This is a genomic window from Sulfobacillus thermotolerans, assembly GCF_039623705.1.
Lineage (GTDB): Bacteria > Bacillota > Sulfobacillia > Sulfobacillales > Sulfobacillaceae > Sulfobacillus > Sulfobacillus thermotolerans.
The window spans coordinates 1692885-1708492 of record NZ_CP133983.1 but is presented as its reverse complement, the minus strand read 5'-3'; the positions used below and the strand labels follow the sequence as shown (position 1 = coordinate 1708492).

16 protein-coding genes are annotated in these 15608 nt (G+C 55.0%); 1 reads left to right on the top strand and 15 read right to left on the bottom strand.

Going from position 1 to position 15608, the window contains the following annotated elements:
* Window positions 1–256 precede the first annotated feature (256 nt).
* Genes ORD20_RS08700 through ORD20_RS08680 form a run of 5 tightly spaced genes read right to left on the bottom strand, consistent with a single transcriptional unit; the run spans window position 257 to window position 6036 of the window.
* Window positions 257–1321 (bottom strand): ArsR/SmtB family transcription factor, encoded by a 1065-nt coding sequence (locus tag ORD20_RS08700; RefSeq protein ID WP_103374599.1) that lies wholly within the window; start codon window positions 1319–1321, stop codon window positions 257–259.
* The gene (locus ORD20_RS08695; RefSeq protein WP_158246176.1) at window positions 1312–2508 is read right to left on the bottom strand and encodes an ATP-grasp domain-containing protein; all 1197 of its coding nucleotides are present in this window, start codon (window positions 2506–2508) and stop codon (window positions 1312–1314) included. Before ORD20_RS08695 ends, ORD20_RS08700 begins: the two co-directional genes overlap by 10 nt.
* Before the next feature lie 2 nt (window positions 2509–2510).
* Window positions 2511–3743 carry an ATP-grasp domain-containing protein gene (locus tag ORD20_RS08690; protein ID WP_103374601.1) on the bottom strand — a complete coding sequence of 411 codons (1233 nt, stop codon included), beginning with the start codon at window positions 3741–3743 and terminating at the stop codon, window positions 2511–2513.
* The gene (locus ORD20_RS08685) at window positions 3743–4975 is read right to left on the bottom strand and encodes an MFS transporter (protein ID WP_146038982.1); all 1233 of its coding nucleotides are present in this window, start codon (window positions 4973–4975) and stop codon (window positions 3743–3745) included. Before ORD20_RS08685 ends, ORD20_RS08690 begins: the two co-directional genes overlap by 1 nt.
* Entirely contained in the window at window positions 4972–6036 is a 1065-nt protein-coding gene (locus ORD20_RS08680) for a threonine aldolase family protein (protein ID WP_103374603.1), read from the bottom strand. Before ORD20_RS08680 ends, ORD20_RS08685 begins: the two co-directional genes overlap by 4 nt.
* 442 nt (window positions 6037–6478) lie before the next feature.
* Between ORD20_RS08680 and ORD20_RS08675 the strand changes: the two genes are divergently transcribed.
* Entirely contained in the window at window positions 6479–7300 is an 822-nt protein-coding gene (locus tag ORD20_RS08675) for a transposase family protein (RefSeq protein WP_430626698.1), read from the top strand.
* Here the strand turns inward: ORD20_RS08675 and ORD20_RS08670 are convergent.
* From ORD20_RS08670 to ORD20_RS08625, 10 genes are all read right to left on the bottom strand, one after another.
* Window positions 7223–8173 carry an IS3 family transposase gene (locus ORD20_RS08670; RefSeq protein WP_103374604.1) on the bottom strand — a complete coding sequence of 317 codons (951 nt, stop codon included), beginning with the start codon at window positions 8171–8173 and terminating at the stop codon, window positions 7223–7225. The genes ORD20_RS08675 and ORD20_RS08670 overlap by 78 nt on opposite strands.
* Window positions 8170–8439 (bottom strand): transposase, encoded by a 270-nt coding sequence (locus ORD20_RS08665; RefSeq protein ID WP_173677068.1) that lies wholly within the window; start codon window positions 8437–8439, stop codon window positions 8170–8172. The genes ORD20_RS08670 and ORD20_RS08665 overlap by 4 nt, the downstream gene beginning before the upstream one ends.
* A 34-nt stretch (window positions 8440–8473) precedes the next feature.
* Window positions 8474–8893, bottom strand: a complete 420-nt coding sequence (locus ORD20_RS08660; RefSeq protein ID WP_103374606.1) for an NADPH-dependent FMN reductase — start codon at window positions 8891–8893, stop codon at window positions 8474–8476.
* The gene (locus ORD20_RS08655) at window positions 8890–10113 is read right to left on the bottom strand and encodes an MFS transporter (RefSeq protein WP_103374607.1); all 1224 of its coding nucleotides are present in this window, start codon (window positions 10111–10113) and stop codon (window positions 8890–8892) included. The genes ORD20_RS08660 and ORD20_RS08655 overlap by 4 nt, the downstream gene beginning before the upstream one ends.
* Window positions 10114–10272: 159 nt before the next feature.
* Complete coding sequence (locus ORD20_RS08650) at window positions 10273–10554, bottom strand: hypothetical protein (protein WP_103374608.1); 282 nt, start codon at window positions 10552–10554, stop codon at window positions 10273–10275.
* Window positions 10555–10750: 196 nt separating this feature from the next.
* Window positions 10751–11101 (bottom strand): hypothetical protein, encoded by a 351-nt coding sequence (locus ORD20_RS08645; RefSeq protein WP_103374609.1) that lies wholly within the window; start codon window positions 11099–11101, stop codon window positions 10751–10753.
* A 287-nt stretch (window positions 11102–11388) separates the two neighbouring features.
* Entirely contained in the window at window positions 11389–11667 is a 279-nt protein-coding gene (locus ORD20_RS08640) for a hypothetical protein (protein WP_103374610.1), read from the bottom strand.
* Between the two features lie 197 nt (window positions 11668–11864).
* Window positions 11865–13097 carry an MFS transporter gene (locus ORD20_RS08635; RefSeq protein WP_158246177.1) on the bottom strand — a complete coding sequence of 411 codons (1233 nt, stop codon included), beginning with the start codon at window positions 13095–13097 and terminating at the stop codon, window positions 11865–11867.
* A 42-nt stretch (window positions 13098–13139) separates the two neighbouring features.
* Complete coding sequence (locus ORD20_RS08630) at window positions 13140–13472, bottom strand: SUMF1/EgtB/PvdO family nonheme iron enzyme (protein WP_146038983.1); 333 nt, start codon at window positions 13470–13472, stop codon at window positions 13140–13142.
* A 761-nt stretch (window positions 13473–14233) separates the two neighbouring features.
* Complete coding sequence (locus ORD20_RS08625; protein WP_103374612.1) at window positions 14234–15418, bottom strand: hypothetical protein; 1185 nt, start codon at window positions 15416–15418, stop codon at window positions 14234–14236.
* Window positions 15419–15608: the final 190 nt, after the last annotated feature.

Here is a 15608-nt window from a genome sequence, read left to right as displayed (position 1 = left end):
CTTCAACTATAGTGGAGAAAAAATCCAGAAAAAGTTCGTTGTGGGTTTAGTATAAAGAACCCAATTGTCCGGACGATTTTTCTACGGATTTTTAGGTCCGCTGCCGCGGATGTCGATGGCCAACGCCGAGTCGTTGTGAGCGGTATGGAGAGATCAAGGGCTTACCAGTTGCCCTCCCTATACTCCACACGAGGGGAATCAGCGTTGTGGCCGTGAGGTCTACGACCCGAAGTGCCCCCGACGACGGTTTTCCTGTTTACCAGGACGCGCCTCGTCCCGTGCTATGAATCCAACGCAGCAGGTCCGATGATAGGCTTTGCACTCCCTCTTCGGCAAGCGCAAACGTCACACCGAGATCGCGCCGCTGTTCGCGGATCAATCCCGCGTCCTTCAAGATGGCAAGATGGCGGGAGACCGTAGCTTGGGTTACATTGAGGGTGTGGGCCAGGTCGACCGCGCGCAAGTTAGGGTCCTGATGAATCAGCGCGAGAATCGCTAATCGCGTGTGTTCGCTCAGCGCACTGGTTCTTTTTAATATCCCGGTAAGAGAAGGCGTCGCCATCACGAGAGGGCCGTCAGAGTCCAAGAGTTGGGGTTGGGCATCAAAGACGACGGTCGCCGCGCCGAGTCCCCAGATAATAAAATATTTCAAGGACATATGGACGGAAGGAATTAAGGTGAGACGTCGAAGAATTGTCCCTGGCGGGAATTGAGGAGGCAACCGACGCCCTTTCAATAAATGCTCCACGACGATCTCCCAGTCAGTGGTTTCCAGATCCTTTTGCACCTGGGCCATGGCACGTTCCCACAGACTGGCCGCGGTGGTTAAATGAGGGCCGATCCACTCCCAATGTGCGCGCCATAACTGCACCAATTGTTCGCGGTACCGAAGGGGGTCGGCCGTGATTTGCTGCAATTCCTCCGTGAGATGGCCCCCCTGTTGCTCAAGACGGCGGCGGAGCTGTTCAATATCATATGCACCGAGCTGGGTGTGAAGGGATTCGACTTCGTCCACCGAAAGATAGCGTCCGAGAAGGTAATACAGAAACTTGGTGGGGGGCAGGTTGTGAATATACTCAAGAAATCCCTCAAAAGAATCATGGGTGGGGTAATCGATAGCCAATTCGGCGAGCTGTGCACCATAATCGAAGTGGGAATAAAAAAAGTCCAAGTGCTCATGGAGTGTGGAATCCTGAAGGTACGGCGGTTGTTCCGCGCTTGTCCCCAGGTAGACACTCCGCGCGCTCGCCATAACCTCAAACACGGTCGAGGTGGTGATGGTGATCTGAGGACTTTCCGTGGGTTGGGTGATTACGGCCATAAGGGCAGCTCCTTTACATCAAAATGCAGCGAATCTGTGAGGGTCTGCGACACGTGTTGGGCTTGGGCAACCGTGGTTCCGGTGCACAAGACATAGCCAACGCGGGAAAATGAATCCTGCAAAGGCCGGATGCGCTCCCCTATCATAACATCTATTTGCACGCGCACGGGCTTTTCCCCCGCGGACGGATGGCTCAAGAGCCCGTGCAAATATCCGGGGGGCAGCGTGAAGTACGTAATGACCGCGGCCTGCCGGTAATGCGGTGGGTGCCACGGCGGCCATTCCGCTAAACAGCTGGCAATGGCCAGGGCATATTGATCGTATCCGCTCGCTAATTGCACCAACTCGGGAATGTGATCGCCGCCGGGGCGGGTATGCGTTTCCACCACCACGGGACCGCGTTGGCGGTCCCAAATCACTTCGGTATGGCTAGCCCCCATGGTGACGTGGAGCTCCGACAAGGCTTCGCGCACCACCCCTTCGATAGCCGCTTGCTGGGAGGGGGTGATGGGCGCAGGGAACGCATGACCGACTTCAACGAAATGGCTATTCACCTGTTTCGCCGTCACTCCTAAGATGTAGTGAGAACCCTGATGGGTCACGGCCTCTACACTATACTCCGGACCATCGAGCAAGGGTTCGACGATCCACGCGGTATCCGGAGGCGCTTCCTGAGACCACTGATCAAATTGGTCTGACGACGTAATCGGATGAATCTGCTGGCTGCCAAATCCTTCGAGGGGTTTGATAAGGCTAGAGCCTATCCAGGCCCTCTGGCCGTACTGGGCCACAATGGCGCGGCGGGTCCCGGCCAGGTAAGGCAGCGCCAACCGCTTATTGCGCCGCAATTGTTCGCGCATCTGGGCTTTATTCCGGGTTGCCGCAATGACAGCTGGCGTATTGGTGGGGAGATGCCGGGCGAAAGAAATTGCGGCGGCGGGCCACAATCCTAATTCCGTAAAACTGACAATCGCCCGGGGGGAGCCCAGCACGTCTATCAATGCTTTCACTGCCGCGTGGATGGATTCCACGGTATGATCCACAGACGGCGCGATGATCTGGGTATTCTCCACCAGCTCTGCCGACAGGGTGTTCCCCGGCAACGTGACTAGGCCACACGCATACCCCAAGGTGCGGATGGCCCGAATTCCTTGCTCACTGGCTCCAATTAAGGCGATCCATTGCATCCCTATGCCTCCCATTCAAAGTGCAGTGCCGCCATCTGGTTTTCCGCGCTCAGTTCCGCGTCATAAAGGCTCTCCCCGCAGGTGATGACGTAACCGAGACGTTCATAGCTGTTGGTCGCGAGTCCCACAGTCAGGGGGAGCGCTCGGATGACCACGTCTGTCGGGTTGTGCGGGGTCCGCGCCGTGTTGTGGATAGCTCGGATGACTCCGGGGCGCGGGGGGACAATAAAGCGGATCGCGCAGGCACCGTGATAGACGACGGGATCCCCACACCGAGGCGTCTCCTCTCCCATGGCCCAACGCAGTTGTTGTTGCACCAGGTCGATACCGATCACACGGTGAATAAGGTCCGGGATGAGATCGCCACCTAACCGGGGATTAATCTCCATCAACATCGGTTCCTCGCCCCTCATGCGGAATTCCACATGGGCCGCACCTCCGCGCAAGCCGATCCCCGCAAGCCACGCGTCTAATTGCTGCACCACGCGCGTATGCAGCGCATCCGCGAAGACGTACGGGAATCCATGTCCCAATTCCACGAAATAGGGCGGACGCGATACGCGTTTCTGGGTAAGGCCCAGAAGATGCCATGCGCCTTGGTCCCAGATAAATTCTGCACTGTACTCGGGCCCCTCAATATACTCTTCCACAAGCCACTGAGCCGCCAGGTGATATCCCCGGACATTCACGGCTCGCTGGCGCAGTCGTTCGAGGGCCTGGCGAAATTCGACGGAAGTCCGGCACAGCGTGACGCCGACACTGCCGCTGTCGTCGACCGGTTTGACCACGCAAGGATAGCCGAAGGGAGACTCGTGGGGCATCGGCTGCGTCGAGGTCAATACCACATAGTGGGGCTGGTGGTGTCCTGCCTCCTGCAACCGTTTCCGCGTCAGATATTTATTGCGACACCGCTCTAATCCCGCGCGATTGACATGCGGCAGGCCGCGTTGAGCCGCCAATTCCGCCGCCTGCAGAAGATGGTAGTCGTCAAAGGCGATAATGCCCTGCACCGGCTCTCGCTGCCGCAAACAATGGTCCATAGCGGCGACATCGTACGTGTCGATGCGGATGATGTCGGCGGCGTAGCGGGCGATGTCATCCCATGCCTCGCCATAAAACGACGGGTCGCGTGTCAGAAAGAGGGGATGATATCCCAAGGAGTGGGCGACCTTTAGCGCGTAGACGCCATGACCGGTCGCATTCGTTTCAATTACGGCTAAGTGTTTCACATTCATTAAGCCTCCTCGTTGTTGTGTGGCGGAACAAAGGGATGCGCCATACTGCGGCGGCCTAGGATCCCCAGCACTCCTGCCGCGCCTAAAGCGCCGAGTCCTCCCAGGATCATAGGCGACGGACCCTGCGGGACGGACATCACCGCCAAGCCCGTCCCCGCGCCGAGGGACTCGGCAAGGCCCCAAAAAAGTCCCGAGTACGCAAAGGCTCCGGAGGTGGTAAGGGATTCCCGCAGCGTCACCACCAGCACATCGTAATAGGGACTCCAAATCATCTCCGCCCCGGTGAACAGCACAATACCCGTAATGGCCCCGTACGCGCCCCATATCGGGGTCAGGTTCAAACTCATGAGTCCGGCGCCTAGAAGACATTGGGAGGCTATGAGCAGTCCCCACGGCGGGCCTGCGGTGAGACTGCCGCGCCCCTGCACATAATGTGCCACGACTCGTTGCAATCCGATCACTCCCAGAGCATTGACAGCAAACAAGAGGCCGACGAAACGCTCGGAAAGATGACCGTGGATATAGGTGGGGAATACGATAAATAGTTGGGCATACGCAAACCACGTGAGAGACCCTGCGAGGAGAAATAAGACGAACCGCACAGGAAGGCGGCGCGGGAAACCCGTCATGGACGGGGACGGTCGCTGCGAATCGGCGACGTGGGGCCCGTCGCTCGAATGGGGCATGAATGCCGCGAGGGCGACGGTGATAAGCAGACTTCCGGCGGCGCACATGATTAACAGACGGGAACGCCCAATAATTAACCATCCGCCGACCAGCGGCCCAAAGAAGGCCCCGAAGTTGGCCGCCCAATTTAGCGCCGCGTAGGCCCGAGGCAGTAGTGCGTCGACCACCGCGTTCGCCAGCCATGTCTTCATGGACAGCGTGCCCGCGGCAAACGCGATGCCGAGTATGGCCGCAGCGATAAGCCATTCAATAAAAAATGGAAACAGAAACCAATCAATCGCCAACAAACACATGGCGCCTACGATATAAGCGGCCATGAGGACCCCTTTTCCCCCCCACCGCTGGATGGGTGCGAGCATCACAATTGCTCCGGACCGCGTAAAGAACACGGCTACCCCGACAATAATCCCAATCTTCCAGGCATTCGTGGTCGTGAACTGTTCGCTGAAAAAAAGACCCAAATACGGGAACACCATATAATAGGCAACACTGCTCATGCTGCGAATACCGATAAACCCCCGCGGTGGAACCGACGGTGCTCTCACGTGGCTAACACCTGCCTGGTTCCAAATTGACGGCCGACCCGGGAGAGCACGTCGGCCGCTACATCCACATCCTGCCGCCCAATACCGAGATGGGTGACCGCGCGCACCACCGACTTCGACCACGGAAACAATAAGATCCCTTGTTTTTTGGATTCCTCGACGAAGGCCGTGGCAGGGAGCCCGAGTTTCTGCGTATCAAACATCACAATGTTCGTGGCGGGTAGCCCGTAGGGCAAGTCAAGTCCGGGAATATTCTGGATCTTTGTGGCGAGGATTTTTGCCTGATCGTGATCTTCCGCTAACCGGTCAACATGATGATCTAAGGCATACAGCGCGGCAGCCGCGAAGATTCCCGATTGGTGTAGGGCACCCCCGTACCATTTCCGGAATGTCTTAGCGCGTTCCGCAAAGACGCGATCTCCCATGAGTATCGAACCGGTTGGAGCGCCCAACCCTTTTGAGAAGCACACGGTAAGAGAATCCGCAACCGATCCATAGGCCTGTGATGATAGATACGTCGCGATCATGGCATTAAATAATCTGGCACCATCTACGTGTACGCGGAGATGATGCTCGTGAGAAAAAGCCCGAATGGTTTTTAAGTTTGCGTAGGGGAAGATCATGCCGGAGTAAGCGTTGATGGTGTTTTCCATTGCGATAAGCGTAGGCTTAGCATAAGAGGAGCCACGCGGTTTGGCCTCGAGTGCCTCTTGAATATCAACCACTGTCAACAGGCCGTTAGTAGTATAATGCGGGTTCAAGACGACCTTGGCCAGATCTGCCGTTTGTGCACTTTCGAAAAAAGCGATGGGGTAATTCGGATGAAGGATGACTTCATCCCCCGGTTGTGTGGATGCTCTCAAAGCGATTTGATTACTCATCGTGCCGGAAGGCATGAAGACCGCTTCGTCTTGCGCAAACAGGTTTGCACATCGGCGTTTCAGTAATGTCACGGTCCGATCTTCGCCGTAGCAGTCGTCTCCCACCTCAGCATTCCACATGGCGTGACGCATATCCCGGGTGGGGTGGGTTAAGGTGTCGCTCCGCCGATCGATGACCATTTCTATCCCTCCCGTGATGTATGTTATATACGTAATTAGCTAATTTCAATATACGGTATGCAATGATGCCGCGTCAAGACATCCCCTCCGGCCCGGTGACCGGGACCTTGACCCGACATATCAAACGCTAGCAGCAGTTTTTACAGGGACAAATCCAGCGGATACCAGGCTCGAATCAGCGCTGAGAGGGAGAGCGCTAGATCGCGATGGGGTGCACAATATTAAGAACCCGATCAAACGCGGACCCGATGAGGACACTACTCACGGTGCCCTTGCCGTGCTCGAAAGCGTTGCCATGCCTGTTAGTCCCCGCGGAAAGCGACATCCGCTGTTGTGGATGTATATGGCCAAATAAAAACGGCTCTTACAGCGTTGGTCGAACCATGGTGTACTTTGTCACGCGGTACCTACTGCGTGATGGTGTTTGTTTGTTGTCACCCCGATGCCGCCGTATTCGGCGGCGGGCCCGACGGGGACCGTACAAAAGGCCAGGCCCTACCCGCCCTCCGCCATGTGCTCCGACGGAGGAGGGGGTGATGCGCTAGGACGCCGCGTTTGTATATGGCCAAATAGAAATGGCTCTCCGGCACTTTTGCTGATCAGGAGGAATTTGGCGGTTGATGGTCGAAGAAGAGGACATGCTTCCAACCCCCTTGACAAGGAGAGAACATGTCCCATGCATATTTTACCAAAAATTCCGGGTGCACGGTGTACCGAGATTACCGACGAGGGGCCGACAATCATACTGCATTTTACCCGGACGACACCGACCGGTCTCTGCCCTGGGTGCGGACAGGCTGCCGATCAGATCCAGAGCCACTATCGGCGCACCGTCAGCGATCGACCGTGGCGCGGATTCCCCGTGCGTGTGGAACTCAAGGTCCGCCGCTTTTGCTGTCGCAATCCGTCCTGCGACTGCGAGATTTTTTGCGAACGGTTGGATCCCTGGGTGCCGGCCTACGGCCGGCGATCCATGGATCTGACAGATCGGATAGAGGACTGGGGCTGGCACCTCAGCGCGGAAGCCTTAGCCCGATCGATTCCGCCCCCCAAATTTGGACATTTGCGATCTCTTTCACGCGGATACGCATTGGGACATCCTATCAGCCCTACGGGCTGGGACTGGGGGACAGGGGCCAGGGCGTCACCTCGCCCCTGTCCCCCAGTGCAAAAGTCGCTAGCTTTTCTACACTTTGACGGGCATCCAGGTCGCTTGCCCTCCCGCGACTCGTTGTCGCATCGTCGCCGGGGACCAAAATTCTAGGCTCCCATGCAGCCGATCTTGGTTATAAAAGGCAATCCATCGTGTTATCGCCGCATAGGCCTCGCCATATGTGGCAAATTCTTGAGTGAGACACTCGCGCTCCAACTGAGCATGCCACGACTCAATAAAGGCGTTTTTATTCGGCGTGGCCACCGGAATGCGTTCATGTTCCAGACCATAGGTGGCACAAGCCGTTTCGAATGCCTCGGCGATAAACTGGGGGCCATTGTCGGTCCGCAGAACGGGAGGCGTCTGCCATTCCGATTGACGCTGGATCACCGCGTGTTTTAGGGTTCGCACAACATCCGTCGCCTGACAATGGAGTCCCATGTGGTAGGCAATAATCATGCGGTCACACACATCGATAATGGCTTGGAGATATAAAAACCGATCCTCACCCGCAATATACACATAGGTAATGTCCGTTTGCCAGAGCTGATTGGGAGCCGTAATGATGCGGTTCCGCGCCAGCCGGCGCGGATGCCGGATGCGGCGTTTTCGCTGAGGCCATAATAAGCGCCACTGTCGAAGGAGGCGATACACCTTTTTGAAACTAATCTGTAGATGATAGCGTCGTCGCAAGACCCATGTGATTTTATGATACCCATAGGCCGCATTTTCCGTCGTCAGAATATCGGTAATCCAGTCCATAATCTGGCCATCGGCGATTTTCTGGCCATTTTGTGTGACGCTGTATCCTCGCGGAGGTCGACCCGGCGCCTGATGGCGCCGATCCGGTTCCCGATGGCGTTGGCGATGACGCCACGCATAAAAGGTAGCCCGTGAAAGGCGAACCGTCGCACACCATCGGCGAAGGGGCACCTGAGGAGCGCGGTGATGCCAATCCATCACGTGTTCACACAATTCTGTCACGGACGGATCCCCCTTTTTTGCAGCAGATCTTGAAGCATAGCAATCTGCAGATCTTTTTCCCCAAGTAATTTTTTTAACCGTTCATTTTCGTCTACTAGACTCATGAGATCGTGGGGATGGTGGGCCGCCTTCACCGCCTCACGCACCCAGCGACGCACCATGGATGGACTCAGCTGATGACGACGAGCGACTAATGTCGCATTTTGCGTGTCTTGAGCTTCTTGAACAATCTGTTGCTTGAATTCCGGTGAATAGGTTTGACTCATCGTGCACACTCTCTCCTCTGAACTGATCATGATCCTACCAGGAGAGATCGCGATTGTCTCGTCTTCTTAAGGGGCTTAAAAGGTCGGCGGCTTGCGTGCTCATAATACCTCCGCTATGTGTCACAAGGCCGATTGGCTTTTGCTCAAAATAGTCATAATTCAAGGTGTCGAGAGCATTTTTCAGGCGTGCGGAATACGAATTATGATAATTGGGCGATCCCCAAACGAACGCGTGGGCTTGCATAGCTTCCCGCACAAATCGTTGTGTTTGCGGATGAGTGATGGCATCCGGAGCCCGATGAAAATCCGCCAAAGCCTCCGGTAACGGGTCGCTTGCCAAGTCCCACGTCACGGTGTTCCCTCCCAACCGCCCCAATTCGGCAGCCACCGCGTCGAGAAGGGAGCGGGTATGGGATGGGAACCGCGCACTGCCCGACAACAGCAACACTTTCATTCTACGTGCCCCCTTTTCGGTGAGTGGATTACAGCATGTCTAGACCATAACATCCAAAAGGTGAGGGCCGACAGGCCGGCTAACGTCGCGCACAACCACAATACCCGGTCGAGCGACAAGACTTCGAGGAAGCCCCCTATAAGTAAATAAGATACCCCATCGGATAAGTTGCCGATGGTGGAGCGAATGGCCATCACTTTGCCCATCAACGGAGGGGGCGTCGCCATTTGCAGCGCCGTGGTCAGAGGAGGCCCGCTCATCGGCATCCCGATGCCCTGCACGATCAGCGCGCCGATGAGCAAAGGCAGACTCTCGAGGTCTAAAGCGAGGGCCAACAAGGCCAAGCCTCCCGCGCGAACGGCATAGCCGCCGAAGATCCATGGGGGTACTCGACTCCCCGGCCGCGTGCCCCATAAAAAGGACATCCCCACTTCTGCGGCGGCCATCAACCCTATCGCAAACCCGTAAGAGACGTTGTGGTTCAGCTGCATGGCGCTCAATATCTTCGGCAACGCGATTTTTATCACCCCAGCCTCTGCCATAATGGCCGTGGCAAAGGCGGCGACAAGGTACGGCAGGGCAGACCCGTGCGAGAAGACCACGCCAAGCCCCTGCTGTAAATCGTTTAACGGTGTAGCGCCAAGGGTTGGCCGCGACTCGGGCACACGGAGGAGATAGACCGCCAGTGCCGATCCCAATAACGTAGTGACGGGGATCCAGAAGAGATCGGGCACAGCATGAGTCCACAGCAGCATGACACTCCCCAACGCGGGCAGGATGATACTCCCCACGCTTTCGAGGCCATTGAGCGAAAGATTCAGCTGACTCAATGACACATCGTCCGCAACCAAATCCGGCGTGATTCCCTTACGGGCGGGGAAATAAAAGGCGCGGGCGGTCGTCGATACGACCAAGAGTCCTATGAGGACGGGAACCGTCAAGCAATGGAAGGCCGCCAATAAGGGAATGAAGGCCAGCACCGTGGCCCGGGCCAGGTCGCACCCCATCATCAGGCGGCGTTTATCAACACGGTCTGCAACCACGCCCCCCACTAGGCCAAAGAGCAGGTAGGGAATCGACGCCGAAAAGAGGATGAGTCCCGACTGGACGCTACTGCGGCCGAGATCGACGGCAAGCAGCGCAGTGGCCATGGAACTGACCACGTCTGACCCATAGGCCAAAGTGTCTGTGAAAACATATAGGACCACATTCTTAGTCATCGGGGTTGGGCCTCCTTAGAATGCGCTCCATCCCACATCTGACGCTAGCGCTCTCGCTAGAGTACCAGGCCGAAGAGGGGGTGGGGGGGAACCCAACGGTGTAAGAAGACTCCGCCGTTGAGCGTATATCGTTCCAATTTTATCATTCGGTTAACTCCTTTACGGGACCAAAGCGATTGGTATTAGGGGGCCTTCTCGAACAATGCGAAGAGCTTGCTGAAGGTCTACGGCGCGGTCGTCGGGCGACATATGGTAAAATGCCGCGCGGTCTGTGTCACGTAATAATTGAGTCACCGAGGTGTGTGCTGACAGGTCAAAGGGAACCCAGTGCTGGGTAAACCACGTGGTTGTCTCCTGTTCGTAGTGGTCTAACTCGTGTAGCCATTCCCCAATTATTTGCTTCAGAAAAATTGGAGGCGCAGCGGTGACACACCCCCACATAAAAATCGTGTGTCTCCCAGGTCCCCCATGTTCTGGGTTAGACCATAAGAAATACCACGGCTACGCATCATTGCAACTAGAGAAGAAAATGGAGCACTAGCGGCAAAAGCTAACTCGCGCAGACCGATCATCGATAACGTGTCTATCGCGACCTCATTACCAACGACCGCCGCATGAATAAACCTTGATCCTGGTCCTATCCTAACCTTTTTTGTGGATTGAACTTTAGATTAGTATCTTTGCGCGGATGCCATACATCTAAAAATTGACGAACTTGCAGTGTTGGGGTGACCCGGTCGATTAATACCGTGGCTCCAACCCACTTGAGTTTAGGTTTTATGGCTTTTGATGTCGGAGTGAGCGTCTGGATGCTCGCCTCTTTAATGAGGTCATCAAGGGATAACGCCCGCCCAATTTGATCGGGTAATAAAGAAACTTCGATAGTGTCCAGGTTTTTAGCAAATCGGACGATCGCGTTCTCTAAATCCGATGCGTGAGGACTACTTACATGGAGCAACCAATGCCAGCCATTGTAACGGAATCCCATAACGGATAGCCCCATGGACCGAAGAACCGATTCAACTAGTAATCTGGCAGATCCAATATACCGCGGATCGCGGGATGCGAGAATATTAAGTGCGTTTATCCTAATCTTGGCATAAGGCATTTGTGCGAGGGGAGATGTCACGTAATTAATGTAGCAATCCCTATCGCCGTTGTAGTAAGTCTTATGGCAAGGCAGGAATTCCCATTACGATACCGATATGGATACCAAGTCATTCCCAACCGTTCAGAAGCCTTTCTGTATAAGGGAAAAACCAGGGTTCGGAACGATTACGAGAGTGCCTGACTTCCACAAACCGGTAAAAGGCGGATAGCGTGGCCAATATGCGGTTGAGCGTCGCCGGGGCTTTGGGGCCCCACCCTTGGTGATCCGCGAACACCATGAAGCGGGGGATCCCGCAGATACATCACTACGGTATTGGGGGAGGCTTGTTTGGTGCCACAGAGAAAGTTGGCGAATATGAAAATTTCCGGGATAATGCGCATGTCCGCATCCACAACAACGGGATACTGGTCCCCATTATCCGCTAAGGCCGTTTCTAACCGCATGGAATGCCCCCACGGAGTGACAGATTTGTTTTTATTTATTTGGGTATCCGGATTCCTTGATTGGTCCGCGGCCCATCCCTGTCCGGCAATATGGAAGCGTTTTGTGTTGAGCGAGTCATTGCCGGAACTTGGATGCTGGTCGCATATGGGAGCAAACGATAATCGTCGGCCAGTTGATCTGGCCATCGACACTGTAACTACCGAGACATGTTTGCAGTCGGTAAACGGGCCCATGGCGCACGGAGCGACACCACGACCAGTCCAAGGAGCACCGTGGCGGCTCCCCCCATTGCAATCGTCGCTCCGGCACCGGCCGCGCTGACAACCAGTCCGCCAATGAGTTGTCCGACCGGAAGTCCCGCGCTGGTCACCGACTGTATCGTGCCAAAGACCGTACCGCGCATATGATCGGGAATCAATCGCTGTTGCCACGTCGCAGCCACAATGTTGTAGGGCGCGTACGTGATCCCCCCGCAAAACATCATGGCCATCGCCTGCCAAGGATGATTTGTCAGACCCACCAGGCCGCTGAAAAGGCCCCAGCCGACGATTACCCCCGTGATGACAAAACGCAGATTCCACTGTGGCCGAAGCCGCTCCCACACCAACGTCCCCAGCAACGACCCGACCGCGAAGCTACTCCAGATTAGCCCTAACGTAGAGGCTCCTGCATGAAAGACCCGCAATACCATCACCGGTAGTGCTGGCTCTAAGGGACCGTAGGTGATGTTAAAGAACAGCGTGACCACGCCAATGATCAAGAGCACCTGGCTGTTCCGAAGAAACTGCCAGGGATTTATCCGTGGAGACCTATCAGCTGAAAACCGGTCATCCTGCACCGCATGGTATTTCCCCGCTGGAATCGCCAGCAAGGATCCGACATACGCTACATAGCAACCAGCAGTGATCATCAACGTCCCTGGTGCCCCGAGGAACGCCACCAATATCCCGCCCAGTGCGGGCCCAAGTAAGTACACCATGCTGCTGCGTAATTGAGATAGTCCGTTGGCAGGCTCTAAATCTTCATCGGGAACAATGTTCGGTAAGAGGACGCCACGTCCTATCATGGATAGCGGTGACAACGCCGCGGCGGCCCCCACCACGGCGAGCAACATCGGAAAGGTTAGGACATGCATCCACGTCATCACGGGCACGGACGCATAGAGAATCATTTGCCCCGTGTTGTCGAGGATCATTAATGCCCGGCGTGGGAGGCGATCGATGAGGTAACCGATAAACGGGCTGGTAGCCATGCGCGCAACGGAAATGACCGCCAATACGAAAGCGACGCGAATGGAGGACCCGGTAGTCTTGAGCACAAACCAGGCGAGTGCAATGGTGACGAACTGTAAGGCCAACTGCACAAGGGTCGACCCACCCCAATAGATAACGAAGACGCGATTGGCGATCAGCCGCCGATAGGCATTCACGATGTCTTCTCCTTAGCCAGGACTGGTTAATAAGCTCGAAACTTATTCAGACTCCACGACGCAGCGGAATCCAACGTCTAGCGAGCGATGCAACAGAAAGCGCCGTCCAGTGAACCGAGGATGCAGGAGTTCACCCACACTCGTCCATGCCCCACCTTTCATGGCGATCCACGCCGTCCAGTCCCATATAATACTGTTAGAGTCTAGATGACGATACATTGGTACGACATCTTCGCCATCAAGAAACCGACTCCGTGTCAGCTCCCACACGTTGCCTATGAGCCCTCGGACACCCTCTTTGGTGACAGGATTCACGGGATCTGAAACGGGAACCGTCGTAGTTAAAGGATAACTGTTCGTTAGGGAGCAGTGCATATGAAAAAGATCGGGATTGTGGGAATAATGATCGTCGCGATACTCTCAGGCGGTGGGTCTAAGCCCACGTGGATCGGGATTTAGAGTGGTGCAGGACACCCTACAACGTATTTCATTGTGGAAAATGTAACGGTTCCGGCCAAAGATATTGGTCGAGAATACCGCGTGCTCAACATAACCAATCACGCAGCTCCAGAGACATCCAACCGCTTACCGTCAGGCACAAGAATATATACGGTTCGAGGGAAAAATCTGTCTAAAGAGTTCGCGGTCGAGATTGGTCCGGGCAAATTTCTTAAAGCAACCTATTCGGGAACAAATAAACCTTAACAACCGGACGCTAAGTACCGTTCCTACCGCACATCTACCGCTATTTACCAAAAATTCGGTTCCAAAAAAGGTATTACAACCCGGTATGTCGAACTTACAGCAGGTGAGGCTGCCAGACTTTCGTCTATGCCTATGGTCAGGTAGATCCTCGCTAGACGTGGGATTACAACTCGGGTCGGACTGTGTATTGTCTAGCAGCCGAAGCCCCACGGGCACCAACACAGTCGGTTAATCCAGAATATTCATAGGATATCTGTCGACATGGACAGCGCTGCTTAATTCCGACAATATTCACGCAGCCACGTCATTAATATTCGCGGCATCCGTGGCCGGTGCATGAGAACGTGTTGAATCAAACGTTTACCGCGGATCGCGTGTGAGAGGTCGGGGGCGAGACGCCCCCTCCTGCTCGATTGATATTCCCTCCGATCTTAGTCTGGTAGAGCGTTGGCTACATCCCAATCAACCGTATCAGACTCATAATATTGCCATATATTGGGGAGAATTCCGCCAAATGCTTGTGGACCAACATAGGGGCTGGGACATGGCGCATAGGGTTGCGGAATGAAGTGCGAGGGACAAGCGGGGGCCGCGGCGTAGGAAAATTCGGCGGTCCAGGTCACCGTGCCACATGGAAGCATCATTGATGCGGTAATCTCTTGCCAAAAACACGGAGAAGAATAAACTCCGGGCTCGTGGCCACGTTGCTTAATTTGCGCTAAGAAACCGAGAATCACGGCTTGGTTTAAGCTAGTATTAGTGGACCAACTGCCGGGTTCTACATCGGTAAAGATGGTGCGACGATTAATTTCTGGAAACTGCGCTAGCGCAGACACGGCAGCATTGGCTTGCTGCATGCCCCATTGGTAGGCTTCCTCTTGCGAACTGGCGCCTACACAGCCGTTGTAGAATGCCGGCCCCAACAAAAACCACTCTCCATACACCGCGCCTTTATTGTTCAACGCTGCTTGAGCTGCTAGAGTCGAGAAATTGCCGAAAACGGTGTACCCACACGTTGTTGATGTTCCAGCGTTCAGTCCGCCCCCCATTTGCCCAATGTAAAACGTCATGCCGCACGCGTTAATCGGGGGAAATTGATTGGTCCCGAGGTCGGCACCATAATAAAGTCCGGTAGGCGGCAGCGGCGTCATGAGGGAGCAGACGCAAGAAATATTCGAGGATCCACCGCAGATATACATCGGACTAATCGCGGGGGGCGGGGTAATTCCTGAAGGTAGGCTGGCATGCACGGCGAAATAGGTGAAGCAAGTCGCCAATTCCAAGGTTTGATACGCTTGGTTACCACTGGCATTGACGTACCAATTTGCACCTGGTAACGTGTCGCGTGGCGCTGGGGCAATGTCAAAAGGCGTAGTGCCTTGGGGTTCTTGATCAGGGTTAGGCCAGCCGCAAGGATTATAATAGAGAGCGTTATTGGCTGGCCCTCCCACGGCAATTACGAGGTATTCTCCACTTGACGTATAGATCCATGCGTCAAAAAAATTTCCTGTGACTTGACACGCAGGAATACCTGACACCGCGGCAGCCGCTAGGGCAATGGAAAAATCATTATCATCTGCGGCATAGAGAATAATTTGGTGGGATGAAAGCGCCATGTGAACATCCGACTCCTTCCTTTTTTACCAATGTTTTCCTCTACACCGTATGCAAGTTGCGCTCAAGTGGACCTATTTGGAAGAAAGTCCAGATTTGAAGACCTATGCACTAAGGATTTGCAAGATCAGATTGTCCATATTGAGGTGGTCGATTAATCAGGGATTCCATGACATGACCGCATCCGTAAGG